Annotated in this window: 21 protein-coding genes; 12 read left to right on the top strand and 9 right to left on the bottom strand. The window is 69.3% G+C overall.

What is annotated here, in order from left to right; translation table 11 throughout:
• Nucleotides 1–6 precede the first annotated feature (6 nt).
• The gene (locus GA0116996_RS20910; protein ID WP_092315562.1) at nt 7–750 is read right to left on the bottom strand and encodes a TetR family transcriptional regulator; all 744 of its coding nucleotides are present in this window, start codon (nt 748–750) and stop codon (nt 7–9) included.
• A 627-nt stretch (nt 751–1,377) separates the two neighbouring features.
• On the opposite strand from GA0116996_RS20910, the gene GA0116996_RS20905 reads away from it, so the two are divergent.
• The 3 genes from GA0116996_RS20905 (at nt 1,378) to GA0116996_RS20895 (ending at nt 7,353) form a co-directional block, all read left to right on the top strand.
• On the top strand, nt 1,378–2,628 hold the full coding sequence (locus tag GA0116996_RS20905; RefSeq protein WP_092315430.1) for an efflux RND transporter periplasmic adaptor subunit: 1,251 nt from the start codon (nt 1,378–1,380) through the stop codon (nt 2,626–2,628).
• A gap of 82 nt (nt 2,629–2,710) precedes the next feature.
• A complete protein-coding gene (locus GA0116996_RS20900) occupies nt 2,711–5,863 on the top strand; it encodes an efflux RND transporter permease subunit (protein WP_092315428.1) in 3,153 nt (1,050 codons plus the stop codon).
• A gap of 2 nt (nt 5,864–5,865) precedes the next feature.
• Nucleotides 5,866–7,353, top strand: a complete 1,488-nt coding sequence (locus GA0116996_RS20895; RefSeq protein ID WP_092315426.1) for an efflux transporter outer membrane subunit — start codon at nt 5,866–5,868, stop codon at nt 7,351–7,353.
• 105 nt (nt 7,354–7,458) lie between these two features.
• Here the strand turns inward: GA0116996_RS20895 and GA0116996_RS20890 are convergent, their stop codons facing one another.
• From GA0116996_RS20890 to GA0116996_RS20860, 7 genes are all read right to left on the bottom strand, one after another.
• Nucleotides 7,459–8,298, bottom strand: a complete 840-nt coding sequence (locus GA0116996_RS20890; protein WP_092315424.1) for an OmpW/AlkL family protein — start codon at nt 8,296–8,298, stop codon at nt 7,459–7,461.
• 80 nt (nt 8,299–8,378) lie between these two features.
• On the bottom strand, nt 8,379–9,662 hold the full coding sequence (locus tag GA0116996_RS20885; RefSeq protein WP_092315422.1) for a DUF2957 domain-containing protein: 1,284 nt from the start codon (nt 9,660–9,662) through the stop codon (nt 8,379–8,381).
• 34 nt (nt 9,663–9,696) lie between these two features.
• Nucleotides 9,697–11,052: a DUF2957 domain-containing protein gene (locus GA0116996_RS20880; RefSeq protein ID WP_092315420.1), complete on the bottom strand. Its 1,356-nt coding sequence runs from the start codon at nt 11,050–11,052 to the stop codon at nt 9,697–9,699.
• Between the two features lie 150 nt (nt 11,053–11,202).
• Nucleotides 11,203–12,123: a DUF1571 domain-containing protein gene (locus tag GA0116996_RS20875; RefSeq protein ID WP_092315418.1), complete on the bottom strand. Its 921-nt coding sequence runs from the start codon at nt 12,121–12,123 to the stop codon at nt 11,203–11,205.
• A 176-nt stretch (nt 12,124–12,299) separates the two neighbouring features.
• Nucleotides 12,300–13,262, bottom strand: a complete 963-nt coding sequence (locus GA0116996_RS20870; RefSeq protein WP_092315416.1) for a TetR/AcrR family transcriptional regulator — start codon at nt 13,260–13,262, stop codon at nt 12,300–12,302.
• 272 nt (nt 13,263–13,534) lie between these two features.
• Nucleotides 13,535–15,130 carry a GMC family oxidoreductase gene (locus tag GA0116996_RS20865; RefSeq protein WP_092315414.1) on the bottom strand — a complete coding sequence of 532 codons (1,596 nt, stop codon included), beginning with the start codon at nt 15,128–15,130 and terminating at the stop codon, nt 13,535–13,537.
• A gap of 7 nt (nt 15,131–15,137) precedes the next feature.
• Nucleotides 15,138–15,743 (bottom strand): hypothetical protein, encoded by a 606-nt coding sequence (locus GA0116996_RS20860; protein ID WP_092315412.1) that lies wholly within the window; start codon nt 15,741–15,743, stop codon nt 15,138–15,140.
• Nucleotides 15,744–15,868: 125 nt separating this feature from the next.
• Here GA0116996_RS20860 and GA0116996_RS20855 point away from each other — a divergent pair, with 125 nt between their 5' ends.
• The 6 genes from GA0116996_RS20855 (at nt 15,869) to GA0116996_RS20830 (ending at nt 21,798) form a co-directional block, all read left to right on the top strand.
• Entirely contained in the window at nt 15,869–16,948 is a 1,080-nt protein-coding gene (locus tag GA0116996_RS20855; protein WP_092315410.1) for an AraC family transcriptional regulator, read from the top strand.
• A gap of 258 nt (nt 16,949–17,206) precedes the next feature.
• The gene (locus GA0116996_RS20850) at nt 17,207–18,802 is read left to right on the top strand and encodes a flavin-containing monooxygenase (RefSeq protein WP_092315408.1); all 1,596 of its coding nucleotides are present in this window, start codon (nt 17,207–17,209) and stop codon (nt 18,800–18,802) included.
• Nucleotides 18,803–18,863: 61 nt separating this feature from the next.
• Entirely contained in the window at nt 18,864–19,754 is an 891-nt protein-coding gene (locus tag GA0116996_RS20845) for an SDR family NAD(P)-dependent oxidoreductase (protein ID WP_092315406.1), read from the top strand.
• Nucleotides 19,751–20,710 (top strand): alpha/beta fold hydrolase, encoded by a 960-nt coding sequence (locus GA0116996_RS20840; protein WP_092315404.1) that lies wholly within the window; start codon nt 19,751–19,753, stop codon nt 20,708–20,710. The genes GA0116996_RS20845 and GA0116996_RS20840 overlap by 4 nt, the downstream gene beginning before the upstream one ends.
• A 48-nt stretch (nt 20,711–20,758) precedes the next feature.
• Nucleotides 20,759–21,637, top strand: a complete 879-nt coding sequence (locus GA0116996_RS20835; protein WP_092315402.1) for a metal-dependent hydrolase — start codon at nt 20,759–20,761, stop codon at nt 21,635–21,637.
• The gene (locus tag GA0116996_RS20830) at nt 21,634–21,798 is read left to right on the top strand and encodes a rubredoxin (RefSeq protein WP_092315400.1); all 165 of its coding nucleotides are present in this window, start codon (nt 21,634–21,636) and stop codon (nt 21,796–21,798) included. Before GA0116996_RS20835 ends, GA0116996_RS20830 begins: the two co-directional genes overlap by 4 nt.
• Before the next feature lie 52 nt (nt 21,799–21,850).
• Here GA0116996_RS20830 and GA0116996_RS20825 read toward each other — a convergent pair whose 3' ends face one another.
• Nucleotides 21,851–22,687 carry a MerR family transcriptional regulator gene (locus tag GA0116996_RS20825; protein WP_092315398.1) on the bottom strand — a complete coding sequence of 279 codons (837 nt, stop codon included), beginning with the start codon at nt 22,685–22,687 and terminating at the stop codon, nt 21,851–21,853.
• A gap of 94 nt (nt 22,688–22,781) precedes the next feature.
• Here GA0116996_RS20825 and GA0116996_RS20820 point away from each other — a divergent pair, with 94 nt between their 5' ends.
• From GA0116996_RS20820 to GA0116996_RS20810, 3 genes are all read left to right on the top strand, one after another.
• A complete protein-coding gene (locus GA0116996_RS20820; protein WP_092315396.1) occupies nt 22,782–23,750 on the top strand; it encodes a LysR family transcriptional regulator in 969 nt (322 codons plus the stop codon).
• Between the two features lie 119 nt (nt 23,751–23,869).
• Complete coding sequence (locus GA0116996_RS20815) at nt 23,870–24,856, top strand: Bug family tripartite tricarboxylate transporter substrate binding protein (protein WP_092315394.1); 987 nt, start codon at nt 23,870–23,872, stop codon at nt 24,854–24,856.
• Between the two features lie 254 nt (nt 24,857–25,110).
• A complete protein-coding gene (locus GA0116996_RS20810; RefSeq protein ID WP_092315392.1) occupies nt 25,111–26,088 on the top strand; it encodes a M14 family metallopeptidase in 978 nt (325 codons plus the stop codon).
• The last annotated feature ends 84 nt before the right edge of the window (nt 26,089–26,172 follow it).

Genomic DNA, 26,172 nt, shown 5'->3' with positions numbered 1-26,172 from the left:
CGCCTCTCAGGGCACCAGGTCGGGGGTATCGAGATCGCCGTTCTGCGCACCGGCGCAGGCCTGCCGGCACAGCGTGGACAGCTCCTGGTCCAGCTCGGCCATCGGGCGCGGCACGTAGCCGTGGCGCAGCGCCGGGGAGAACTTCAGGGTATCGATGAAGGCGTCGGACAGGCGCTCGGCGTTGGCGTCGAGGTTGAAGTCCTGCGGCGAGAACAGCCAGTGCGCCAGCACCCCGCCCACCGCCGCGTGGAAAGCGTTGACGGCCAGGTCCAGGTCCAGGTCGGCGGGCAGCTGGCCGCGCTCCACCGCCAGGCGCAGGTGCTCGCGCATCTTGACCAGGCCATCCTGGTGCGACTGGCGCTGGCGCTCGAAGATGGCGCCGTTGTCCTGCACCATTTCGCACTTGTGGAAGATGATCTCGAAGACCCGGCGCCAGCGCGGGTTGATCACGGTCTGGCGCATCACGTAGGCACAGATGTCGCGGATGCCGCCGAGCGGGTCTTCCTGGCGCGCCAGCCGCTCCGGCTCGATCAGCGCTTCCACCGGCAGGTGGACGCGGTCGCACATGGCGGCGAACACATCGCTCTTGTTCTTGAAGTGCCAGTAGATCGCGCCGCGGGTCACCCCCGCGGCCTCGGCAATGTCGGCCAGCGACGGGCGTGCCACGCCGCGGGCGTGGAACACGGCTTCGGCCGCGTCGAGTATCCGGTGGCGCGTCTCGAGCGCCTCTTCCTTGGTGCGTCTGACCATGATTGTCTCTGGTGCCGGCGGCATGGCGCGATCGCTCGCGATCGGGCGCGCATGGCCGGCATGGTTTGGTTCTCCCTGATACGGCTGCCACGGCAGCCGCACATGCCTCGGCATGGGCCGCGGCGGGTCGTTGTCATCACATGATGGGCGTTGCCAAGCTTGCGAGCCGACACGACGGCGCGCATCCTAACCCGAGCCGGCGGTTCGCGCCCTGATCCCGGATGGATTGAACGCATTTCGTACCGATCCGATCAATGGAGCGGCATGGTTTTGCGTCTCGCCGTGCCTTTTTGCGCAGGTTGTGCGTCGAAAGGCCCTTCCGCAACATCAACTTAACATACATGCTTGAATGTATATATAATACGCGCTTGCCCGGCATTCGGCCAGCCGCCCACTGTGACCTACCCAGCACGGCGGGCGATCCTGCCGCAGGCCAGCCGGTCAATTTATCCAGTCGTTACATAAAAGCCACCGTTCGTCGCAATCGTCACCGCGACGCCGCGATTTGTGGCTAGCATCACGCTTTTGCCCGCCGCAAAGCCTTGCGGCGCGCCATGTCGTTCCCGTTTGTCCGATGACACGCCGGGGCGGCACGGCGGATCTCAAATTGCCATCATGGGGTTATCGATGAGGAAGTCCCAACGTATCAGTTGCGTTGCAGCCTACGCACTAGCGGCCCTGTCGGCCGTGGCGCTGTCCGCCTGCGGCGACAAGAAGGCCGAGGGCGGCGCCCCGCCGCCGCCTGAAGTGGGCGTGGTCACCGTGACGCCGTCGCCGGTCGCCGTCGTCAATGAACTGCCGGGCCGCCTGGAAGGCGTGCGCACGGCCGAAGTGCGCGCGCGCGTCGAAGGCATCGTGCTGTCGCGCAACTACACCGAAGGCGGCGAAGTGAAGGCCGGCCAGGTCATGTTCCGCATCGACCCCGCGCCCTACCAGGCCGAGCTGGCCTCGGCCCAGGCCGCGCTGCAGCGTGCCGAAGCCAACGCCGTGTCGGCGCGCCTGAAGGCGGACCGCTACAAGCCGCTGGTGGCGGTCAACGCGGTCAGCAAGCAGGAGTACGACGACGCCGTGGCCGCCGCCGGCCAGGCCAACGCCGACGTGGCCTCGGCCAAGGCGGCGGTGCGCACCGCCCAGATCAACCTGGGCTACACCACCGTGACCGCACCGATCAGCGGCCGCGCCGGCCGCGCGCTGGTGACCGAGGGCGCGCTGGTGGGCAAGGGCGAGGCGACCAAGCTGGCGCTGGTGGAGCAGGTCGACCCGATGTGGGTCACCTTCACCCAGCCGGCCTCCGAAGTCACCCGCCTGCGCCGCGCCATCGAGTCCGGCGCGGTCAAGGGCATGAACGGCGGCGCGCGCGTGCACCTGTTCGTCGAGGACGGACGCGAGTATGCGCAGACCGGCAAGCTGCTGTTCTCCGACATGACGGTCGACCCGACCACCGGCGCGATCACGCTGCGCGCGCAGTTCCCCAACCCGAACCGCGAGCTGCTGTCGGGCACCTTCGTGCGCGTGAAGATCGAGCAGGGCGTGGATGAGAACGCTCTGACCGTGCCGCAGCGCGCGCTGATCCGCGGCGCCCAGGGCGCCAGCGTGATGGTGGTGGGCGCCGACGGCAACGTCGCGGCGGTGCCGGTCAAGGCGCCGCAGGCGATCGGTGACCGCTGGATCGTGACCGAAGGGCTGAAGGGCGGCGAGAAGGTGATCGTCGAGGGCCTGCAGAAGGTCAAGGTGGGTGCGCCCGCCAAGGCCGTGCCGTTCGTGCAGGCCGGCGCCTCGGCACCGGCCGCGACCCCGGCCGCGGCTTCCGCCGCTCCCGCCTCGGCGCCCAAGGCCGAAGCGAAGCAGGAAGTGAAGGCCGAGGGCAAGCAAGGCTGAACACCGCCGGGCCGCGGCGGGCTGACGCCAGCCGCTGCCACTGCCGCGGTCCACAGGGCTAGACAAAGAGGGAGCCAGTCTTATGGCCAAGTTTTTTATCGACCGGCCGGTGTTCGCGTGGGTGCTCGCGCTGATCATCGTGCTGGGCGGCATATTGTCGATCCTGCAGTTGCCGATCGCGCAATATCCGAACATCGCCCCGCCGACGATCTCGGTCACCGCCACCTATCCGGGTGCGTCGGCCAAGACGCTGGAGGATTCCGTCACTTCGGTGATCGAGCAGGAGCTTAACGGCGCCCCCAACCTGCTCTACTACAGCTCCACCAGCGAGTCGTCCGGCCTGGCCAGCATCACCATCGCCTTCGCGCCGGGCTCAAACGTCGACCTGAACTCGGTCGAGGTGCAGAACCGCCTCAAGCGCGTGGAAGCGCGCCTGCCGGCGGAAGTGCGCCAGCAGGGCGTGCGCGTCGACAAGGCCGGGAACAACTACATGATGTTCCTGACCGTGTCGTCCAAGTCCGGCACGGCCAGCGCGATCCAGCTGGGCAACTACGTCTCGGCGCAGGTGATCGACTCGATCCGCCGCGTGCCCGGCGTGGGCCAGGCCGACCTGTTCGGCACCGAGTACGCCATGCGGATCTGGCTGGACCCGGCCAAGCTGACCGGCTTCAACCTGACCCCGACCGACGTCACCGCCGCGGTGGGCGAGCAGAACATTCAGGTCGCCGTGGGCGAGCTGGGCGGCACGCCGTCGCCCAAGGGCACCGAGCTCAACGCCACCGTCACCACCGAAAGCCGGCTGACCACGCCGGAGCAGTTCGGCAACATCCTGCTGCGCACCAACCCGGACGGGTCGTCGGTGCGCATCAAGGACGTCGGCCGCGTGGAACTGGGCGGCGCCGACTACTCGACCCAGGCCCGCACCAACGGCAAGCCGTCGGCGGCCATCGCCATCAAGCTGGCCCCGACCGGCAATGCGCTGGCCACCGCGACGGCGGTGCGCGCCAAGATGGAAGAGCTGGCGAAGAACTTCCCGGCGGACTACGAGTACTCGGTACCGTACGACACCTCGGCCTTCGTCAAGATCTCGATCGAGGAAGTGATCAAGACCCTGCTCGAAGCCGTGGTGCTGGTGTTCCTGGTGATGTACCTGTTCCTGCAGAACTTCCGCGCCACCATCATCCCGACGCTGGTGGTGCCGATCGCGCTGCTGGGTACGTTCGGCGCGCTGCTGGCATTCGGCTTCTCGATCAACGTGCTGACCATGTTCGGCATGGTGCTGGCCATCGGTATCCTGGTGGACGATGCCATCGTGGTGGTCGAGAACGTCGAGCGGATCATGAGCGAGGAAGGCCTGTCGCCACGTGAAGCGACACGCAAGGCCATGGGCCAGATCACCGGCGCCATCGTCGGCATCACACTGGTGCTGACCGCGGTGTTCATCCCGATGGCGTTCTTCTCGGGCTCGGTGGGCAACATCTACCGCCAGTTCTCGCTGTCGCTGATCGCCTCGATGGCGTTCTCGGCGCTGCTGGCGCTGACGCTGACTCCGGCCCTGTGCGCGACGCTGCTCAAGCCGGTGCAGGCCGGCCACCACCACGAGAAGAAGGGCTTCTTCGGCTGGTTCAACCGCACCTTCGCCACGGCGTCGACCGGCTACCAGGGCGTGGTCGCGCGCATCCTCAAGCGCACCGGCCGCTACCTGATCATCTACGCGGTCATCATTGCCGGCGTGGTGGTGCTGTTCCAGCGCCTGCCGTCGTCGTTCCTGCCCGACGAAGACCAGGGCTACATGATCACCGTGGTGCAGCTGCCCAACGGCGCCACCCAGGACCGTACCATCGGCGTGCTCAAGCAGATCGAGGACTACTACCTGCAGAAGGAAAGCAAGGTGGTGGACCAGATGATCACGGTGGCGGGCTTCTCGTTCTTCGGCCGCGGCCAGAACGGCGGTATCGCGTTCGTGCGCCTGAAGGACTGGAAGGAACGCACCGGCGAGGGCGAGACCGCGCAAGACCTGGTCGGCCGTGCCTTCGGCGCGCTGTCGTTCATCAAGGACGCGATCATCTTCCCGCTGAACCCGCCGGCGATTTCCGAGCTGGGCAACTCCTCGGGCTTTGACTTCCGCCTGCAGGACCGCACCGGCCAGGGCCACGCCAAGCTGATGGAAGCGCGCAACATGATGCTCGGCATGGCCGCGCAGAGCCCGGTGCTGATGGGCGTGCGCCCGGAAGGCCAGGAAGACGCGCCGCAGCTGCAGATCGACATCGACCGCGAGAAGGCCAAGGCGCTCGGCGTGACGGTGGCGAGCATCAACTCGACGCTGTCGATCGCCTTCGGCTCCAACTACGTCAACGACTTCATCTACGAAGGCCGGGTGCGCAAGGTGATCGTGCAGGCCGAGGGCGCCGACCGCCGCCTGCCGGACGACCTGACCAAGCTGCGCGTGCGCAACAGCAACGGCGACATGGTGGCGTTTGCCGCGTTCGCGACCTCCAAGTGGGTGATGGGCTCGCCGCGCCTGGAGCGCTACAACGGCATGCCGGCGGTAAAGCTGGCGGGCCAGGCCGCGCCGGGCCGCAGTACCGGCGAAGCCATGCGCGTGATGGAGGAGAACTTCGCCAAGCTGCCGCCGGGCTTCGGCTTCGAGTGGTCCGGACAGTCGTACGAAGAACGCCTGGCCGGCTCGCAGGAACCGATCCTGTACACGCTGTCGCTGATCATCGTGTTCCTGTGCCTGGCCGCGCTGTATGAAAGCTGGTCGATCCCGTTCTCGGTGCTGCTGGTGGTGCCGCTGGGCGTGCTCGGCGCGCTGCTGGGCGTGACGCTGCGCGGCATGCCCAACGACGTGTACTTCAAGGTGGGCCTGATCGCCACCATCGGCCTGTCGGCGAAGAACGCCATCCTGATCGTGGAATTCGCCAAGGACCTGCAGGCGCAGGGCAAGGGCCTGATCGAGGCCACGCTGGAAGCGGTGCACCTGCGCTTCCGCCCGATCCTGATGACATCGATGGCGTTCATCCTGGGCGTGCTGCCGCTGGCGATCGCCACCGGCGCGGGCTCGGGCAGCCAGCGCGCCATCGGTACCGGCGTGATGGGCGGGATGATCACGGCCACGGTGCTGGCGATCTTCCTGGTGCCGGTGTTCTTCGTGGTGGTGCGCAAGCGCTTCAAGGGCAGTGCTCGCCAGCGCATGCTGGACCAGAAGTGGCACGATCCCCAAGAGGAAATCTGAACATGACCAAGACTCTGACCACACTGCTGCTGGTGGCCGGCGTTCTGACGGGGTGCACGCTGGCGCCCCACTATGACCGCCCTGCCCCGCCGGTGGCAGACAGCTTCCCCACGGCGCCCGAAGGCTATGCCACCGCCGAGGTGAAGAGCGGCGAAACCCGCCGCGCCGCCGATATCGGCTGGCGCGAGTTCTTCCGCGACCCGCGCCTGCAGGCGCTGATCTCGACCTCGCTGGAAAACAACCGCGACCTGCGCACCGCGGCGCTGCGCATCGAGGAAGCGCGCGCGCTTTACCAAGTGCAGCGTGCCGACCTGCTGCCCACGGTGAACGCCAACGCCGGCTACACCCGCGCCCGCACCACGGCCGCGCAGGCGGCCACGGCGCTGGGCCAGCCCGGCGTCACCGAGATCTACGAAGTGGGCCTGGGCATTTCGTCGTACGAGCTCGATTTCTTCGGGCGCGTGCGCAGCCTGTCCAATGCCGCGCTGGCGCAGTACTTCGCCACCGAAGAGGCGCGTCGCTCCGCGCAGATCTCGCTGGTCTCGGAAGTCGCCAAGGCCTACCTGGCCGAACGCGCCTACGCCGAGCAGTACGAGCTGGCGCGCGACACCCTGAAGGCGCGCGAAAGCACCTACGGGCTGGCCAAGCAGCGCTTCGAGGCCGGCGCCACCTCGGCGCTGGACCTGCGCGACAACGAGTCGCTGGTGGCGCAGGCACGCGTCGCCGCGGCGCAGCTGGCACGCCAGCGCGCGCAGGCGCACAACGCGCTCGAAGTGCTGGTGGGCAAGCCCATCGGCACCATCGAGAACCTGCCCGAGCCGATGCGCCTGTCGGACGAGCGCATCATCAGCGATATCCCGCCGGGGCTGCCGTCGGACCTGCTCGAGCAGCGTCCCGATATCCGCCAGGCCGAGCAGCAGCTGCTGTCGGCCAACGCCAATATCGGCGCGGCGCGCGCGGCGTTCTTTCCGCGCATCACGCTGACCGCCAGCGGCGGCACCATCAGCCCGACGTTCTCCGGGCTGTTCGATGCCGGCACGCGCGCCTGGTCGTTCGCGCCGCAGCTGGTGCTGCCGATCTTCGATTTCGGCCGCAATATTTCCAACCTGGACCTGGCCAACGTGCGCAAGAACATCCAGGTCGCCAACTACGAGAAGACCATCCAGACGGCCTTCGCGGAAGTGGCGGACGCGCTGGTGGCGCGCGGCACGCTGGAAGACCAGGTCGCGGGCCAGGAACAGGTGCGCAATGCCGAGGCGGCGCGCTACGAGCTGTCGCGCCTGCGCTTCCGCAGCGGCGTGGCCAGCTACCTGGACGAGCTCGATGCGCAGCGCCAGCTGTTCACCGCCGAGCAGGCGCTGGTGCAGGCGCGCCAGCTGCGGCTGAACAATGCGATCGATTTGTACCGGTCGCTGGGCGGCGGGTTGCAGGAGAGCAGTGCGGTGGCGCAGCAGGGCGCGCCGGCCGGGCAAGGAACGGTGACGCAGTAAAGCACCGAGGGTTTGCTCCCCTCTCCCGCTTGCGGGAGAGGGAGTACACCGACAGCGGTTTATGCGACTAAAGCCAGTGGTTCGGCCACTGGTTTTTTTTCGCCCTCAGAACTTGTACGAAGCCGCCACGAAGAACACCAGCGGGTTCGGCTCCAGCTTGGTCTTCGACGTCGACAGCACCGTGCCGTTGGCCGCCTTGATCGTCATCGTCGAGGTGGTCTTCAGCGGGATGTAGGTCACCGCCGCGGTCAGCCCCCAGTGTTCGTTGAAGTTGTAGGTGCCGCCGATATTGAAGACCGGCGCCCACGACGACGAGGCATCGGCGCTGACCGAAGTCGGCCCCGGAATGCCCGCGCCCGCGGCCAGGATGGCGCCGAGGTTGTTGTTGACCGAGCTGGCGAAGGCCGGATTGACTTCGATGTTGGTAAAGAAGTTGTACGAGACCCCGAGCCCCAGGAACGGCCGGAAGCGCGTGCCCGGCTCCAGGAAGTGATACTGCACCATCGCCGCCGGGCTCCACTGGCGCGCCTTGGTGATGATCGGGTTCAGCGACGGGTCGCCCAGGCTCTGGCGGCCGAGCGCGCCGGCCGGGCCGGGCGGGATCAGTTCGCCATGGCCATAGAGCTTGAACTCGGGCGGGATGCCGCCCACCGCGGTGATGGCGATATGGTCGGTGACGAAGTGGCTGAAGGTCAGCCCCAGCGTATTGGCGTTGGACGACGAGATGCTGCTGCCCGGCGCCGTGAAGCTCGACGGCAGCCCGAGCGGGTAGTTGATCGGCACGTCCAGCAGCGAGGTGGTGAGCGGATCGCTCTGGCCGTGGGTCCGGATATGGAACCAGCCGGCCGAGACCACGTTGTCGCCCTTCTTCTGGGCGTGGGCAGGCATGGCGATGCTGGCCAGCGCGGCCAGCACCAGCACGAGCGTCAGGTGCAAGGTCTTCATGTTGTGTCCCCGGGCAGTGAAGTCACTGGTGATGCATCGATGGAAGCGCCGGGGCTGCGATGGCCCCGGGCCTGGCCGGCTTATTGCACGAATGCGCCGACGGTGAAGTACGGGCCGTTGTCGCGCTGCTCCAGGAAGCCGAACACGCCGCCGGTGAACATCAGCTTGCCGGTCGGCGCCGAGCCCGCGGGCGCCTCGCGGCGCGAGGTGCGGATCACGCCCGGGACCTGCTGCGCGAAGTCGAGCCGGTACGGGATCGCCAGCGACGCATCGGACGGCCGGAACGGGTCCATCATGGTCGCGGCGGCGCCCACCAGCGCCGTCACGCGGTAGTTGAAGTTGCTGTCGACGCCGACGTATTCGCCATTGACCGTGCCCTCGGTAACCGCCACGGCGGGCGCCATCATGCCGATGCCGATCTCGTCGTCGGCGCCCAGGGGCCCGTTGGCGAGCGAGTCGTTGGCATAGCCCACGCGGATCATGATCGGCACCAGCTGGCCGCGCAGCTTGCCCACGATCAGGTAGGCCTTGCCCAGTGTGCTGCCCAGCGTGGGCGGCTGGCTCTCGGCCTTGTAGTGGGTCGACAGCAGCGCGCCGCTGGGCTGCGGCACGAAGTTGTTGCCCTTGCGCTCGCAGGTATTGGTGGCGTTGTCGCAGACCGTGAACGAGCCGTCGGCGGCGAGCGCCATGCGGTAGTCCTGCGCCACCAGCTGGAACTGCTTGGACGGCACCTCGTGGAAGCCCACGCCGTGGTATTGCCCGGCGATCTTCGCCAGGTCGGTCTCGGTCTGCGCGAAGCCGATGAACTGGAAGTACGGAAAGGTGGTATCGGGCACCGCCCCGGCCCCGAGCACGCCGTTGAACTGGATGCGTGCGCCGGGGATGGTGCCGCCCGCCACGCCTTCGCCGACGAAGAGCTTGGCCGGGCGGCTCGGATCGAGGCTGGCGCCGCTCAGCTCGAACGCGCACTGGTTCAGCTTCTCGGTGGGCAGGCCGGTCTCGGCCTTGAGCGTGCCGCGCATCACGTTCAGGCCGTTGGTGGGATCGCTGCGCGTGGGCTGCACGGTGCCGGTCTGGCGCGGCACCGACGAATCGATGAAGGTCACCTGCCAGGTCATGCGGGCGGTGTCGATCTGCACCTTGACCAGTTCGCCCGAGCCGGTGCCGCCGGTGAAGGTGGTGTTGTAGTCCAGCGAGGCCGGGCACAAGCGCGTCTGCGCGGCCGTGGGCGTGGCCGGGGCGTCGTCGCCGCCACCGCCACCGCCGCAGGCGGCAAGCAGGGCGGTGGCGGTCACGGCCAGCGCGCGCGCCGGCACGGTCGACGGGCGCGGCGCCTGCGGCAGGTTGTTTCGTTGGGGCTGCATGGTTGTCTCCTCGTTGTTTTTGTCTGCGCTGCGATCAGGGGGCCGCGAGCACGCCCACGCGGAAGGTCGGGCTGCTGCCGCCGGTGCCGGACAGGTGGCTGAACACGCGGCCGCTGGCGATCAGCGCGCCGGTGGTGCCGCTGTTGTCGGTGGTGGTGACCATGCCCGCCGCGGCCTGGGTGAAGTCGAGCTGGAAGCCGCCGGTCTGGTTCATCGTCATCGGGTCGAGCAGGTCGACGCGCGCGCCCTTGACCAGCGACGCGGTGTAGGCAAAGTCGCTGCCCGAGCCGATATAGCCGCCATCGAGCTGCCCGCTGGCGACGGTGGTGGCCGGCGCCATCAGCGCCAGTCCCGACTCATCGTCGACATTGACCGTCAGCGGCAACAGCGAGATCTGCGCATAGCCGGTGCGCACCAGCAGCGGCACCAGTGCGCCGTTGAGCTTGCCCACCACCATCAGCCCCCTGGCGCGGCTGGCATTGTTGGCGGTGATGGCCTGGTTGTGGAACGACGGATAGCGGCGGCTGCCGTCGGCATTGCTGCTTTCGAACGCGCCGTCGGCGCTGCGCAGCTTCCAGTTGTTGCCGGTGCTGCGGCAGTTGCCGCTCGCCGTGGTGCAGCTGCCGTCGGCGTTGAGCGTCTCGGTGGTCTGCGCGGTGGCGGGCGTGAAGTGGCTCGAGGCGGTCAGCGCGCCGCCGGACGGCACCTGGTGATAGCCCAGCAGGTTGTAGGTGCCGGCCACCTTGGCGAAGTCGGTCTCGGTCTGCGCGAATGCCAGCACCGGATAGAACGGGAAGGTGGTGGCCGGGATCGCACCGAGGCCGAGCACGCCCGCATAGGAGATGGTGGCGCCCGGGATGCCGCCGCCGGCGACGCCGTTGCCGAGGAAGATCACCGGCGGCTTGGCGCTGTCGATGGTTGCCTGCGAGACGCCGTCCGACGCCGTGGCGGTCTGCAGCGCCACCGCGCAGCGGTTCTGCTCGGCGGTGGGCAGCGAGGTCAGGTTGGCGAAGGTGCCGGTGAAGGTCACGCCGGCGCGCGTCGGGCTGACGCTGCCGGGCTGCTTCGGCACCGGCGACTCGATGATCTCCAGCTGGTACGTGCGCGCCGCGGTATCGAAGCGCAGCCTGACGAGTTCGCCCGCGCCGGAGCCGCCGGTGAAGGTGGTGCCGTAGTCCAGCGCCGCCGGGCACAGCGATCCGGGCGGGCCGCCGATGGTGACCGGCCCCTGCGCCGGGCACGTGCCGGTGTCCGCGCATTGCGGCGGCGCCTGCGTGCCGGCGCGCGGCGCGTCCTCGTCGCCGCCGCCACCACCGCAGCCGGCCAGCGCCGCGGCAACACTCACCCCTGTCACAACCAAAGTCCTGCGCCAAAGCCTCGACATGGTCATTGCCTGTCTCCTGTTTTGCCTGCGACCCCTGTTGCCGGATCGGTCGTCCGGCTCTGCGTCCGGATCCTGTCGTGTGCGGCGACTGTCGCCGCGCGCGGGTTTCAGCGTCAATAGAGCGGCCGTTCCAAACGGCGCGGCCGCCGCGCCGTGTCAGAAGCGATAGTCGGGATTGGCCGGATCAAATGCCGAGGCCTCGAAGGTCTTGCGCACCAGCTTGTCGAACACGATCTTCTCGACCATGTTGCCGTCGGCATCCCACGCGGTTTCCACGCGGATATACGGATGCTTCAGGTCCAGCATCAGCTGCACCCGCTTGGCGTAGTACTGCGGCGCGCCGGCCGGCAGGTCCCAGGTCAGCGCCACCATGCGCACGCCCTGCTCCTGCACGATCTCGGCCTTGCCGTATTTCTCCGACAGGCCGGCGGCGCGCAGCGATTTCGCGTCGCGCTCGAGCATCGACAGCACGTACTGGAAGCCCAGGTCGCGCACGGTATGGTTGGACTGCGAACGCGCCAGCGAACCATCCAGCGCGATCCACATCGAGGTGAAGCCCAGCACGCCGCCCAGGTGGCCGTACATCTCGTCCTTGCGGCGGGTCTCGTCATAGAGGATTTCCTGGCCCGCCTGCGCCCCGCCGGGCAGCCACTTCGCATAGAGCTGGCGCGGCGCATGGCGGTAGCGGATCTGCATCTTCGCGGGCTGTTCCTGCCACTGGCCGTTGAGCCGTTCCTGGCGCGACATCCAGTACTCGTATTCGGGATAGCGGTTCATCTCGGCGCGCGCCCATTTCAGCAGCGCATCGGGCTGCAGCGCCTGGAACACGGCCAGCACCTGCGCATCGGACAGGCGCGCGAGCTCGCCGCTGGCGACCTGGCGCGAGAACAGCGCGGCCTGCTGTGCCGAGGGCAGGCCGTCATAGGCCGTGCCTGTCGCGGCGGCAGCGCTGGCAGGCTGGGCCATGGCCACGGGCGGATACGCCAGCGGCGCGGCCAGCAGGCCGATCACGGCGGCGGCGACGGCGGCAAGGTGGTGCAGTTTGATCGATGGCTTGATCGGTGCTTGGATTGACACGGCAGCTTCCTCCTCAAGACTGGCAGAGCGAACGGGGCCACCGCGGCGCCGGCGGCCAGGCCGGCCGGGCGCACGGGGTCCACGGGCCGGGGCGCGGCCTCGCTGTTGGATCGACGGTTCGGGTTGCGTGAGCGCGGCGGCGCCGTGCCGGCGGTAACCGGCGGCGGCGCGAGCCACTATGTCCTGGTGCGCATTCGCATCCAGTCATCCAGCGGGTTGCTGGGAAAGCTCACGGTGTGCTCGCGCGCGCGCACCGGCACGCTGGTCACGGCGGCACGCTTGGTGCCCACGTTGCGCACGATGCGTGCGCTGGTGCGGGCCTTGCCGAGGGCGGCGGCGGCATGGCTGGCCGCCTCGTCCATGGTGGCCGCGATCGCGGCCACGCTGGCATCCGGGTCATCGGCGGGGCTGCCGGCGCGCGGCCCGCCGTGCTGCTGGTCCTCGCCCAGCTCGAACACCGACTGCAGCGCCGAGAGCTGGTCCGCGCCGGGCTGCGCCACGTTCAGCACGGCCTCGACCATCGCGGTGAGCTGGGCCAGCACGTGCGCATCGCTCATCTGCCGGCCCTGCGTGAACGCGGGCAGCAGGCTGGCCAGCTCCTCGCCGGCGAGCACGCCCGCCAGCGCCTTGAGCGCGAACTGCAGGCGCCAGCCCAGCTCATGCCGCGGCAGCGCCGGGATGGCGCGCGCGAAGGCATCGAAGAAGCGGCCGTACACCGGCGCGTAGTGCTCCAGCAGGTATTGCTGGATAAAGGGCGAGGTATCCGAATACACGCGTCCCAGCAGTCGCAGGAACGACGGCCCGCCCACCGCCGGGTCGCGCGCCATCTGCAGCGCGGGCACGAACAGCGCGCCCATCACGTGTTCGCAGCGGATGGCGTGGCCGGGCCAGCGCGCTTCGCACGCATCGAGCAGCGCCAGGCGCCGCGCGTTGAGCGGGTCCAGGCGCCGGCTCAGCACGGCGTGCATCATGATGTCCTTGCTGCGGAAGTGGTAGTTCACGGCGGCCAGGTTGACGATGGCTCGCGACGTGACCTGCCTGAGCGAGGTGGCTTCGTAGCCGACCTCGGTGAACAGCTTTTCCGTGGCGTCGAGAATCCGGGCCTTGGTGTCTCCTGCCGAGCTTTTGCCGGTCTTCATGGGGGCGCTTCTCTCTTCTGTACCGCGATAAACCCCTTTGCAATTGGCTGCGCTGTCCGCTCCCTGCTCTGACGGCATACGGATGCTTGAAACAGCTGTACGAAGCCTATCCACGGCTTCGGGCGTTTCACAAGACTTGAATTGGAATGGACATTCTAAAAACCGATGTTGTGTGGGCCATCGCACGGCATTGTCCGCCGCGCCATGCAGCGGGCACGCTGGCCGCATGGCTGCGCAACCAGACAAGGCAGTGCCGGCCTCGCGCGAATCCATCATGACGTGAGGTTTTGCGCCAGCGCGTCGGCGTTCTGCGCGGCGAGCGCGAACACCGACAATTGCGGGTTCGCACCCACGCTGGTCGGGAACACCGAGCCATCGAACACCGACAGGTTGGCCAGCTGGTGATGGCGGCCGCGGCTGTCGACCACGCCGCCGCGCGGGTCGTCGCTCATGCCGCAGCCGCCCATCAGGTGCGCGGTGAACAGCGCGGTGCGGAACGGCTTGAGCGGCAGCCGCGCGATGGCGTCGCGCGCTTCGGGCCAGCTGCGGTATTCGGCGGCGTCCAGGTGCGCGGGCCGCACGCGTTCGGCGCCGGCGGCGAACTGCGTCTGCGCCATGCTCAGCCATGCGCGCCGCACGCCGTCCCAGGCGTAGTCCGTCATTTCGTAATCCAGCAGCGGGCTGCCATCGCGCGCCAGGCGCACCTGCCCGCCCGGGCTGTCCGGCACGAAGCCGTCGCGCAGCAGCGCCAGCATGGCGTTGGTATGCGGCAGCTGCGCCATGTCGCGGCGCAGCGCCTCGCCTACGCCGTTGACCACGCCGGCACTGATGCCCGGAAACATCGGCGGCACCTCGAGCTTGTAGCCCATCGGCCCGGTCGCGCCGTCCTTCCACTGGAAATGGTCAGAGGCAACCGACTGTGGCGCTCCATAATAGGGATCAATGCGCTCCGGCATTTTGGCGATGCTGATATTCACCGGGTGGATAAACGTTCGCTGTCCCAGCCGCTGATGCGGGTCCGGCACGCCTGAGCGCAGCAGCAATGCCGGCGTGTTGATGGCGCCGCCGGCGGCGACCACGTGCCGGGCGCGCACGACCACGCTGATGCCGGTGGGCGTATAGCCGTCGGCGCCCAGCGCTTCGCCGGTGACGGAGCGCACGCGTTTGCCGTCGTGGTCGAGCGCGCGCACCCGCACGCGGTGCACCAGCGTTGCCCCGCTGGCCAGCGCCGCGGGAATGGTCGAGACCAGCATCGACTGCTTGGCGTTGACCGGGCAGCCAAAGCCGCAATAGCCCGAGTTCCAGCAGCCCTTCACGTTGCGCGGGATCACGTGCCATTCCCAGCCCAGCGTCTCGCAGCCGCGCCGCAGCACGTCGTTGTTGGGGTTGGGCGCCATCGCCCACGGGGCGATACCCAGGCGCGCTTCCACCTGCTGGAACCATGGCGCCATCTCGGCCTCGCCGTGGCCGGTGACGGCGTGGTGCGTGGCCCAGTGCGCCAGCGTCTGCGGCGGCGTGCGGAAGCTCGACGACCAGTTGACCGTGGTGCTGCCGCCGACCGCGCGGCCCTGCAGGATGGCGATGGCGCCGTCGGCGGTGGTACGCGCCGCGGCCTCCTGGTACAGCTCGCGGTAGGCGCGGTTCTCGTCCATGTCGCGGAAGCTGTCGGAGGTGCGCAGCGCGCCCTCTTCCAGCAGCACCACGCGCAGGCCGGCGCGGCTGAGGGCCTCGGCGCTGATGCCGCCGCCCGCGCCGCTGCCGACGATGACGACGTCGGCATCGAGCGTGCGCGGGGCGGTGAAGGTGCTGGCGTCGAAGACCTTCCAGCCGGCGGCGATGCCGGCATCGTAGAGATTGTCGATGGCCATGTCGGGGTCAGGCGTGCAGCGCCTGGTAGATGGCCGCGTTGGGCCCGGGATAGCCGCTGCCCGCCCAGGCGGCCGGCAGCGCGTAGTAGCCCACGCTGGCGAGCTTGACCAGCACCACCGCGCCGGCATTGAGCGTGGCCAGGCGGCTGGCGCGCCAGCGCGCCAGGAAGGCCTGCACCTGCGCCGGCGTGGCGGCGTTCCAGTCCTGGCGGATGCCGGTCAGCGCCCAGCGCAGCGGCGTGCTGGCCAGCAGGCCGAACAGCTTGCGCAGCTCGACCTGCGCGTTCGCGCCCATCGCGGCGCAGGTGGCGTCGATATTGCGCAGCGCGTCGTGCGCCAGCGCGGCCTGGCGCGGCGGCGGGGCTTCGGCCAGTTCGGTGACGATGGCCGGCAGCAGCGCGTGGAACATCGCCACGTCGTCCGGGCGCAGGAACGACATGCCCGCCTGCGGGGCGGGATCGGCGGACGAGCAGCCGGCCAGCGACGGCACCAGCGCGGTACACGCCAGCGCGGCCGACAAGCCAAGGCCCACCTTGAGGAAGCCGCGCCGCGTCAGCGCGTGCAGCGCATTGGCATCGGCCACCGCGCGGCGGTGATGAGGGTTGGGGCGCATCGGGTCTCCTTGCGTCAGTTTCTTGTCTTCGCGGTGCTGTGCGGGCGGGCAGGCCCGCATTGACGCTAGCCGGAGTTTGGATAAAGATCGGTGCCCGGTCTTGATCCCGCATGACAGGTGATTTGATGCCACGCGCCACTCCGCCCGATGGCGGTGCCAGTGCCGGTGGTACGCAGGCCGGCACCACATCCGGCACCGTCTCGCTCGCCTACCTTCGCGCCGTGCTCGACCACGGCGAGCGCCAGGGCATTGCCCCGGCCGCGCAGCTGCGCGCCGTCGGCGTGCCGCCGGAGTTGCTGGACGCGGGGGCGCAGGCGCAGACCGCCACGCGCGTTCCCGGCGCGGCCTATCTCGCGCTGCTGGACTGGCTGGCGCAAGCCACCGGCGATGCCGATGTCGGCCTGCGCGCCGGCGCCGCCTTCGCGCCGCGCCACTATGCCGAGATGGGCTACGTGGTGCTGACTACGCCCACGGTGCGCGACGCCATCCTGCAGGGCATCCGCTATGAAGTGCTGGCCAACGACATCGGCGGCACCCGCCTGATCGAAACGCCGCAGGCTGCGTGCATGACGTGGCAAGCGCGGCATGGGCCGCTGTCGCGCCATGCGCATGAGCTGCATATGGCCACGTGGGTGGTGTTCGCGCGCTGGCTGATCGGCAGCCAGCATGTGGCGACGCAGGTCGAATTCCCGCACGCCGCCCCCGCCGACACCCGTCTGCATGCCGAGGTGTTCGGCTGTCCCGTGGTCTTCAACGCCGCGCGCCATGCCATGCATATCGACCGCGCCCTGCTGGACCTGCCCTCGCTGCAGGCCGATGCCGGCATGCAGGCGCAGATGACCCGCATCGCCGACACCCAGCTGCAGCAGGTCGTGCCCGCGGGCGCCGACGCACTGGCGCAGGCGCGTGCCTGCATCCGCGCGCGGCTGCCGCAGGGCGAGGTGCCGATCGCCGCCGTCGCCGCGCACCTGGGCCTGCCGGTGCGCACGCTGCAGCGGCGGCTGCAGGCGCAGGGCATCAGTTATTCACAGCTTGTGGATAACGTGCGGCAAGCGCTGGCCCAACAGTATCTGGCCGAACCCGGCCTGAGCCTGGCGCAATGCGCGATGCGGCTCGGCTATTCCGAACAGAGCGCCTTCACCCACGCGTTCAAGCGCTGGACCGGTGAAACGCCGCATGGCTGGCGCAAGGGCCGGGCTTCCTAGCGCCCGTTTGTTGCGGACACGCCTTCGTCATCGGCGAAGGCCGGAAAAAATCCTGCGGTTTCAAACGCACTCGGCCGTCGCCGTTTGCAAAGGGCGTTGCCGCCCTCTGTCGCCGTTTGATGTGCGCCAGGCGCCGCTGGCAAACCACAAAAATTAGAACCATCCTTCGATTCACGGCATTGACCACCCCGGCCGCGCTTCCTACGATGACATCCATCAATGTCACAATAAACACTGTCGTAAAAGTGAGGAGCGCGCATGAATGCACCCGCGGAGTTGCCGCCGGCGTTGTCGCCGCAGTGGCCACCACAGGCACCCCCTGCCCCCGAGCACACCGACATCGCCATCATCGGCAGCGGCTTTGCCGGCCTGGGCATGGCGATCCGGTTGCGCGAGCGGGGCGAGCACGACTTCCTTGTGTTCGAGAAAGCCGGCTCGGTCGGCGGCACCTGGCGCGACAACCACTACCCCGGCTGCGCCTGCGACGTGCAGTCGCACCTGTATTCCTTCTCCTTTGCGCCCAACCCGGACTGGTCGCGCATGTTCTCCACCCAGCCGGAAATCCGCGCCTACCTGGAGGACTGCACCGACCGCTTCGGCCTGCGTCCGCACCTGCGGCTGCACCATGAGCTGCGCCACGCCGCCTGGGACGAGGCCGCGCAGCTGTGGCGGCTGCAGATGGCCGACGGCAAGGTGGTGCGGGCGCGCGTGCTGGTGTCCGGCATGGGCGGGCTGAGCCGGCCGTCGTATCCCGACATCCCGGGGCTGGACACGTTCGAGGGCGAATGCTTCCACTCGCAGCACTGGAACCACGCCTATGCGCTGGGCGGCAAGCGCGTGGCGGTGATCGGCACTGGCGCCAGCGCGATCCAGTTCGTGCCGCAGATCGCGCCGCAGGTGGCGCAGCTGGACCTGTACCAGCGCACCCCGCCGTGGATCATGCCCAAGCCCGACCGCGAGGTCAGCGCCGCCGAGCGCTGGCTGTTCCGCCGCCTGCCGTTCACGCAGACGCTGGTGCGCACCGGCATCTACTGGATGCTGGAGTCGCGCGTGCTGGGCTTCGTGCTGCATCCGAAGATCATGAAGGTGGTCGAGCGCGTCGCGCGCCGCCACCTGGCCCGGCAGGTACGCGACCCGGCGCTGCGCGCGGCGCTGACGCCGGACTACACCATCGGCTGCAAGCGCGTGCTGATCTCCAACGACTATTACCCGGCGCTCACGCGCGACAACGTCGACGTGGTCACCACCGGCATCGCGCGGGTCGAGCGCGACGCGGTGGTGCTGCGCGACGGCACGCGCCGGCCGGCGGACTGCATCATCCTCGGCACCGGCTTCCACGCCACCGACCCGCTGCCGCGGGGCGTGATCGCCGGCATCGGCGGCGTCGACCTGGTCGATGCGTGGCGCGACGGCGCGCAGGCCTACCTGGGCACCACGGTGTCGGGCTTTCCCAACCTGTTCTTCGTGGTCGGGCCCAACACCGGGCTGGGCCACAGCTCGATGGTGTTCATGATCGAGTCGCAGGTGGCCTATATCGCCGACGCGCTGCGCCAGATGCGCCGCGAAGGCGTGCAGGCAGTGGACGTGCGCGAGCCGGTGCAGCGCCGCTTCAACCAACGGCTGCAGGCGCGGCTGGGCCATGCGATCTGGTCCGCCGGCGGCTGCGCCAGCTGGTACATCGACCCGCGCAGCGGCCGCAACACCACGCTGTGGCCGGGCTTCACCTGGCAGTTCCGCCGCGCCACGGCCAGCTTCCGCATGACCGACTACGACCTGTACCCGGTGCGCCGCGCGGTGCCGGACGAGGGCGCGCGGCAGCCGGCGGCGGACATCGCCAGCGCCGCGGGTGCATGACGCACGCGCCTTTCCCCTGCGTACACCCAGAACAACGACACACACCGCAAGGAGACCGGACATGAAGGACTTCCGCAACAAGGTTGCCGCGATCACCGGCGCCGGCTCGGGCATCGGCCGCGCACTGGCGCTGGCGCTGGCGCGCGAGGGCTGCCAGCTGGCGCTGTCGGATCGCAACGAGGCCGGGCTGGCGCAGACCGCGGCGCAGGCCATGGCGGCGGCACCGCATGCCCGCATCACGCAGCACAGCGTCGACGTGGCCGACCGCGCCGCGGTCTATGCGTGGGCCGCGGCCGCCGCCGAAACGCACGGCCGCATCAACCTGATCTTCAACAATGCCGGCGTGGCGTTGTCCAGCACGGTCGAGGGCATGAGCTACGACGACCTGGAATGGATCATCGGCATCAACTTCTGGGGCGTGGTCTACGGCACCAAGGCTTTCCTGCCGTACCTGAAGGCCAGCGGCGATGGCCACGTGGTCAATACCTCGAGCATCTTCGGCATCTTTGCCCAGCCCGGCATGGGCGCCTACAACGCCAGCAAGTACGCGGTGCGCGGCTTTACCGAATCGCTGCGGCAGGAGCTGGACCTGATGGACTGCGGCGTGTCGGCCACCACCGTGCACCCCGGCGGCATCAAGACCAATATCGCGCAGGCCAGCCGGGTCTCGGCCAGCGTCAACGGCTTCCTGGTGCGCGACGCGCAGCACGGCAAGGACGAGTTCGAGAAGTTCTTCATCACCTCGCCCGACAAGGCCGCGCGCGTGATCCTGGAAGGCGTGCGGCGCAACCGCCGGCGCGTGCTGATCGGGCCCGACGCCTATGCCGCCGACGCCATGGCGCGGCTGCTGCCCGCCGCCTACCAGTCGCTGGTGGTGCGCGAGACCCGCCGCAAGCGCGATCTCGGCAACGTGGTGCAGCCCGCTTCGGTGGGCCAGGGAGAGCGCCCGTGAACCGCCTGGCGATGGAAGCCGACGCCGCGCTGCTGGCGCCGCCGGGCATGCTGACGCGCTGGTTCGGGCAGGGCCGCGTGGGCCTGTTCAGCCTGTCGCGCGCGACCCTGGCGCAGCGCCATGCGCTGCCGGCCTCGCGCTGGGTGCGCGTGCTCGATGCGATGGTGCACTACACCGATGAAGGCCCCGCCGACGGCGAGACCCTGGTGCTGATCCACGGTTTCGGCGCGTCGCTGCATACGTGGCAGGGGCTGGTGCCGGCGCTGGCGCAACGCTATCGCGTGCTGCGGCTGGACCTGGCCCCGTTCGGGCTGACCGGGCCGCTGCGCGATGCGCGCGGGCGCATCGAGACCATGGACGTGCACCGCTACCGCGACTTCATCGACGCCTTCCTGGCCGCGGTGAACGTGCGCCGCGCCAGCGTCATCGGCAATTCGCTGGGCGGGCTGATCGCGTGGGACCTCGCGGTGCGGCGCCCGGGTGCCGTGGACAAGCTGGTGCTGATCGATGCCGCCGGCTTCCCGATGAAGCTGCCGATCTATATCGACCTGTTCCGCCATGCGCCGGTGCGCTGGTCGGCGCCGTGGCTGCTGCCCGAATTCATCATCCGCGCCGCCACGCGCGACGTCTACGGCGATGCCTCGCGCGTGCCCGAGGCCACCTTCCGCCGCTACGTGGACTTCTTCTATGCCGAAGGCAGCCGCGAGGCCGTCGGCAAGATGGTGCCCAGGCTCGACTTTGCCCAGCTGGACACCCACCTGCTCGGCAGCGTACGCGCGCCCACGCTGGTGCTGTGGGGCGAGCGCGACCGCTGGATCCCGCCCGCGCACGCGCAGGCCTTCGCCGAGCGCATTCCCGGCGCGCAGCTGCGCCGCTACGCGGGGCTGGGCCATGTGCCGATGGAAGAAGACCCGCCACGCGTGGCCGCAGACCTGCTGCCATTTCTCGCCAACTGACAATCGCGCCGGCGCCGCGCGCGCCGGCTGTCACCCAAGGAGACCGCCATGATGCCAGTCCGCCGCGACGTGCATCCCCACCTGCCGCCGGAGCGCATCAGCGACTGGCACGAACGGGGCCGTCACGTCACCCATTTCCTCAACACGCTGTCGATCTTCTTCCCGGCCGGCGAGCGCTTCTTCATGGACAGCGTGCGCAACTACCGCGACCAGGTGAAGGACCCCGAGCTCAGCCGCGCCATCGCCGGCTTTATCGGCCAGGAGGCGATGCATACGCGCGAGCACATCCTTTATAACCGGCTGATGGAAGACGCCGGCCTGCCCGCCGCGGCGCTGGACCGCGCGGTCTGGATCCTGCTCGACCTGCTGCGCAAGATCCTGCCCAAGTCATGGCAGCTGGCGCATACCATCGCGCTGGAGCACTACACGGCGATGCTGGCCGGCGGCGTGCTGAAAGACGTGCGCCACCTGGGCGCAGCCTCGCAGGCCGGGTACCGGCAGGTGTGGACCTGGCACGCGCTGGAGGAAACCGAGCACAAGGCGGTGGCCTACGACGTCTGGAACACCGTGATGAAGCCCGGCCCGTATCGCTATTTCGTGCGCACCTTCACCATGCTGACCACCACGGTGACGTTCTGGGCCATGGTGTTCGTGTTCCATATCGCGCTGGTGATGGGCGACAAGGGCTGCCGCAACAAGCTGCGCGGGTTTGGCACCGCGCTGCGCTTCCTGTGGGCGTCGCCCGGGGCGCTGCCGCGCATGATTCCGGAGTGGCTCAGCTACTTCCGTCCCGGCTTCCATCCGTGGGACGACGATAACCGCGCCGAGCTGGCCCGCATCGATCCGCTGGTCCGGGAGATCGAAGACACCGCGCGCGCCGCCGGCGTCTCCACCCGGGCACCTTCGCTGCGGGGGAGGACGGCATGACCATCTGGCAGTGCCAAATCTGTGGGTTCGTCTATGAAGAAGCGCTCGGCATGCCCGAGCACGGCATCGCGCCCGGCACACCGTGGGGCGCGGTCCCGCCGGAATGGAGCTGCCCGGACTGCGGCATGGCGAAAGCGGATTTCGACATGGTTGCGCTATAGGCGCGGGGGAGAGGTCGGCAAGGGCTGAGGCAATCCGCAAAGCCGTGGCTTGCTAGGGCTTTGCGGGCCCCCCACCCTCGTCATCATGCAGATGCTCGATGATCGCCGCCACCCGGTCGCCCAGGTACTTGTTGGCCGAGATCTCCAGCGCCCGCATCATTTCCGTCTCGGCCATCACCAGCGCCAGCGGGCGGATGCGCCACAGGATGTCGACCAGCCGCGGCACGTCCTGTGGCGGCGGCAGCTTGCCTTCGCCGAAGCGGTCCAGCTCGCGCACCACGGTGGCGACGATCTGGTCTGAAACCGCCTGGAAATGCGCGCGCGACTGCGCGATGATCTCCAGCACGTCTTCCAGCGCAAAGCCCGCGTGGGCGATTTCGGCGCCCGCGGCCAGCGCGCGCGGGCTGCGCGCCAGGTATCCCAGCCCGTCCGGTTCCAGCAGGCCCAATGAGATCGCCTTGGCCAGCGCCGGGCGCGAGATCGCCCGGCCGAACAGCCGCGCCAGCGCCAGGTAGGAATAGTGGCGCGGCGTTTCGTTGGTCCACGGGCTGCTGATGGCCGTCTCCAGCCCCAGGATCGAGCGCAGGTCGTGTCCTTCGACGATGGCCTTGAGCAGCTCGGTGATATTGGCCAGCGTGTAGCCGCGCGCCAGCAAGTGGTGAATCAGCTTGAGCCGCCCCAGGTGCGCCTGCGTGTAGATGCCCACGCGCCCGCGCCGCTGCGGCGGGTCGATCAGGCCGCGGTCCTGGTACGAGCGCACGTTGCGCACCGTGGTGCCGGCCACGCGCGCCAGTTCGTCGATGGTGTATTCCGGGGCGGGCGGCGGTCCGGATGCTGCGGACGCCGGGCGGGAAGGAGGCGAAGGTTGGCGGCGCCGGGTCAGTGTCATGCCAAAAATTCTAACCGAGGAACGCGGCAGGCAAAGTGGCGGCGGGTTTTGCCGATAATGCAGGCATTGCCCCCACCGCGACCGTCCGCTTCCCATGCATATCCGCTGGCTCGAAGACTTCGTCTGCCTGGCACAGGCCGGCAGCCTCGCGCGCGCCGCCGAACTGCGCAACGTGACCCCGCCCGCCTTTGGCCGGCGCATGCAGGCGCTGGAAGTCTGGGCCGGCGCGCCGCTGATCGACCGCAGCGCCTTCCCGGTGCGCCTGACCGCCGAGGGGCGCCAGTTCCTGGAAGCCGCGCAGAGCGCGCTGCGCACGCTCGACGACACGCGCCTGGCGCTGCGCGCCGCGCACCGCGCCGACGCCAGTACCGTCACCATCGCCACCGGCAAGACGCTGGCGCGCTCGATGGTGCCGGCCTGGCTGGCGGGCTTGCGCGAGGCGCTGCGCCATGACCCCGCCGCGGCCGGCTTCCGCACCCGCCTGTCCACCTTCCCGATGCACGACGCGCTGGCGATGTTCGCCGAGGGCGATGCCGATTTCCTGCTGTGCTACAGCCCGCCCGACCTGCCGGTGATGCTGGACGACGCGCGCTACCAGTTCCACCTGGCCGGCGTGGAGCGGCTGGTGTGCGTCAGCGCCGCCGATGCGCGCGGCGCGCCGCTGCACCGGCTGGGGACGGGAAAGGTCACGGGCAAGACCGCGGCCAGGCCGGTGCCGATGATCGCCTACGCCGAGACCCTGACGCTGGGCCGCATGGTCAACCAGGAGATCGCGCGCCGCAAGCTGGCGCCGCGCCTCGACGTGATCGCGGTCAGCGACTTTGCCGAGTCGGTGCATGAGATGGTGCGCCAGCGCATGGGCCTGGCCTGGCTGCCGGCGCGGCTGATTGCCGACGACCTGCGCGACGGCCGGCTGGTGCGCGCCATCGCCGCCCCGCGCGGCGACGACGGAGGTGCCGGCGGCGGCGACCTGGCGCTCGACATCCGCCTGTACCGCCCGCGTGCGCCGATGCGTGCGCTGGCCGAGGCCTTCTGGCAGGCGGCGGTGCAGGCGCCGCGCTGAGGCGCGCCGGCGCCCCTTGCCGAATTGGCAACCGCGGTTGCCAAAGCCGCACGGCGGGCCCGGTGCCGCGCTTCTACCATCGCTCCACAACTATGATTCCGGGACCTGGAGCCAAGACCATGAAGACCACCCTGCGCGCGGCCGCTGCCGCACTTTGCATTGCCGCATCCGCCGGCGCCGTTTCCAATGCCGGCGCCGCCACCGCCGCCTGGCCCACCAAGCCGATCACGCTGGTGGTGGGCTACACCGCCGGCGGCAGCGTCGACCTGGTGGCCCGCACCATCGCGCCGGAGCTGGGCAAGCGCCTGGGCCAGAGCGTGGTGATCGAAAACCTGGGTGGTGCCGGCGGCACCATCGGCGCAGCCAAGGTGGTCAAGGCCGAAGCCGATGGCTACACGCTGCTGATGGGCTCGGGCAGCGAGGTGTCGATCGCGCGCCTGACCAACCCGGCGGTACGCTATGACGGCGAGAAGGACCTGGCGCCGGTGACCTTTGTCGGCACCCAGCCGATGGTGCTGGTCGGCAAGCCCGGCCTGCCGGCGAAGAACGCGGCGGAACTGATCACGCTGGCCAAGGCCCAGCCCGGCAAGCTGTCGTATGCCTCGTCCGGCGTCGGCACGCCGCTGAACCTGGCGGGCGAGCTGATCAAGCAGCAGGGCAAGGTCGAGATCACGCACGTGCCGTACAAGGGCGCGTCGGCCATGGCCACCGACCTGCTCGGCGGACAGATCGACCTGGCGGTGATGGTGCTGTCGTCGGCGCTGCCGCATATCCAGGCCAACCGCGTGCAGGCCTACGGCGTGACCGGCGCCAAACGCTCGCCGGTGGCGCCGAACGTGCCCGCGCTGGCCGAGACGCCCGCACTCAAGGGCGTGGACATGGGCGTGTGGTTCGGCCTGATGGGCCCGGCCAGTCTGCCCAGGCCGGTGGTCGAGCGGCTCAACACCGAGATGCAGGCCGTGCTGGCCATGCCGGACGTGAAGAAGAAGCTGGCCGAGGCCGGCGTGGAAGTGGCGCCCGCCAACCCGGCGCAGTTCGGCAGCTTTATCAAGCGCGAGACCGGGCGCTATCGCACCATCGTGCAGACGGCGGGGATTCAGCAGTAAGTGCATGGGCGATATCGCCCTTGCATGCGCTCACCCTCACCCCCGCCCCTCTCCCGCGCGCGGGAGAGGGGAGAACGCAATCGGCACCAGCCGGGGCTGAGGCCTTATTGAATCTGACGCTTTGCTCCCCTCTCCCGTCTGCGGGAGAGGGGCGGGGGTGAGGGCCGGCGCCGGCAGTACCTCTGACCTCCCCCATCTCGAACATCGACCCGGCAGGCACCGACCCGCCAGGCATCCTGAACGCACCGACTCCCATGACCCTCCAGCCCACCGCACCCTTCGAAGCCTATCCCGTCGACGTCGCCTTCCCCGACATCCGCCCCTACGCGGAGGGCAACACCGGCATCCCCTACCTCTACACCTTCGACAGCGGCCAGCCCGGCCCGCACGTGATGGTCAACGCGCTGACCCACGGCAACGAAGTCTGCGGCGCCATCGCCGTCAAGGCGCTGCTGGACCACGGTCTGCGCCCGCGCCGCGGCCGCCTGACGCTGGCCTTTGCCAACGTCGATGCGTACCAGCGCTTCGATCCCGCCCGGCCGGACGCTTCGCGCTTCGTCGACCAGGACTTCAACCGCGTCTGGACCGCGAAGGTGCTCGATGACGCCGGGCTCGATTCGTCGGAGCTGCGCCGCGCGCGCGCCATGCGGCCGGTGATCGACACCGTCGACCTGCTGCTGGACCTGCATTCCATGCATGAGAAAAGCCGGCCGCTGATCGTCTCCGGGCCGCTGGACAAGGGCATCGCCCTGTCGCGCGCGCTTGGTGCGCCGGCCGATGTGATCGTCGACGAAGGCCATCCCGAAGGCCGCCGCATGCGCGACTACGATGGCTTTGGCGATGCCGCCAGCCCGCGTAACGCGCTGCTGATCGAATGCGGCCAGCACTGGGAACCGGCCGCCGTGACGGTGGCGCAGGACAGCACCGCGCGCTTCCTGCTGCACGCCGGCATGGTTCAGGAGAGCGACCTGCCGGCCGGCTGGCTGCAGCCGCTGCCCGCCGCGCAGCGCGTGGTGCGCGTGACCGAGCCGGTGGTGGCTTCCAGCATGGACTTCCGCTTTGCCGGCCCCTACACCGGGCTGGAGACCTTCACCGAGGCCGGGACCGTAATCGGCTGGCGCGACGGCGAGCCGGTGGTGACGCCGTATCCGGATTGCGTGCTGGTGATGCCATCGCTGCGCCAGCTGCGCCCGGGCGTGACCGTGGTGCGCCTGGGCCGGCTGGAGCGCTGACCCGGGTACGCTGGGCCGGGCGCGGCTGCGCCCGGCAGGATGCTGCGCACAGGCTCATGGCGCGGCCCTCCGGTTGACTGCAGA

Source organism: Cupriavidus alkaliphilus (assembly GCF_900094595.1).
Classification (GTDB): Bacteria; Pseudomonadota; Gammaproteobacteria; order Burkholderiales; family Burkholderiaceae; genus Cupriavidus; species Cupriavidus alkaliphilus.
Note: the sequence above shows the minus strand (reverse complement) of the source record. Positions and strands in the feature narration are given on the sequence as shown.

Excerpts from the sequence above, each read along its gene's own strand:
- GA0116996_RS20910 (WP_092315562.1), bottom strand. The coding sequence starts at position 750 with ATGGTCAGACGCACCAAGGAAGAGGCGCTCGAGACGCGCCACCGGATA.
- GA0116996_RS20905 (WP_092315430.1), top strand. The coding sequence starts at position 1,378 with ATGAGGAAGTCCCAACGTATCAGTTGCGTTGCAGCCTACGCACTAGCG.
- GA0116996_RS20900 (WP_092315428.1), top strand. The coding sequence starts at position 2,711 with ATGGCCAAGTTTTTTATCGACCGGCCGGTGTTCGCGTGGGTGCTCGCG.
- GA0116996_RS20895 (WP_092315426.1), top strand. The coding sequence starts at position 5,866 with ATGACCAAGACTCTGACCACACTGCTGCTGGTGGCCGGCGTTCTGACG.
- GA0116996_RS20890 (WP_092315424.1), bottom strand. The coding sequence starts at position 8,298 with ATGAAGACCTTGCACCTGACGCTCGTGCTGGTGCTGGCCGCGCTGGCC.
- GA0116996_RS20885 (WP_092315422.1), bottom strand. The coding sequence starts at position 9,662 with ATGCAGCCCCAACGAAACAACCTGCCGCAGGCGCCGCGCCCGTCGACC.
- GA0116996_RS20880 (WP_092315420.1), bottom strand. The coding sequence starts at position 11,052 with ATGACCATGTCGAGGCTTTGGCGCAGGACTTTGGTTGTGACAGGGGTG.
- GA0116996_RS20870 (WP_092315416.1), bottom strand. The coding sequence starts at position 13,262 with ATGAAGACCGGCAAAAGCTCGGCAGGAGACACCAAGGCCCGGATTCTC.
- GA0116996_RS20865 (WP_092315414.1), bottom strand. The coding sequence starts at position 15,130 with ATGGCCATCGACAATCTCTACGATGCCGGCATCGCCGCCGGCTGGAAG.
- GA0116996_RS20860 (WP_092315412.1), bottom strand. The coding sequence starts at position 15,743 with ATGCGCCCCAACCCTCATCACCGCCGCGCGGTGGCCGATGCCAATGCG.
- GA0116996_RS20855 (WP_092315410.1), top strand. The coding sequence starts at position 15,869 with ATGCCACGCGCCACTCCGCCCGATGGCGGTGCCAGTGCCGGTGGTACG.
- GA0116996_RS20850 (WP_092315408.1), top strand. The coding sequence starts at position 17,207 with ATGAATGCACCCGCGGAGTTGCCGCCGGCGTTGTCGCCGCAGTGGCCA.
- GA0116996_RS20845 (WP_092315406.1), top strand. The coding sequence starts at position 18,864 with ATGAAGGACTTCCGCAACAAGGTTGCCGCGATCACCGGCGCCGGCTCG.
- GA0116996_RS20835 (WP_092315402.1), top strand. The coding sequence starts at position 20,759 with ATGATGCCAGTCCGCCGCGACGTGCATCCCCACCTGCCGCCGGAGCGC.
- GA0116996_RS20830 (WP_092315400.1), top strand. The coding sequence starts at position 21,634 with ATGACCATCTGGCAGTGCCAAATCTGTGGGTTCGTCTATGAAGAAGCG.
- GA0116996_RS20825 (WP_092315398.1), bottom strand. The coding sequence starts at position 22,687 with ATGACACTGACCCGGCGCCGCCAACCTTCGCCTCCTTCCCGCCCGGCG.
- GA0116996_RS20820 (WP_092315396.1), top strand. The coding sequence starts at position 22,782 with ATGCATATCCGCTGGCTCGAAGACTTCGTCTGCCTGGCACAGGCCGGC.
- GA0116996_RS20815 (WP_092315394.1), top strand. The coding sequence starts at position 23,870 with ATGAAGACCACCCTGCGCGCGGCCGCTGCCGCACTTTGCATTGCCGCA.
- GA0116996_RS20810 (WP_092315392.1), top strand. The coding sequence starts at position 25,111 with ATGACCCTCCAGCCCACCGCACCCTTCGAAGCCTATCCCGTCGACGTC.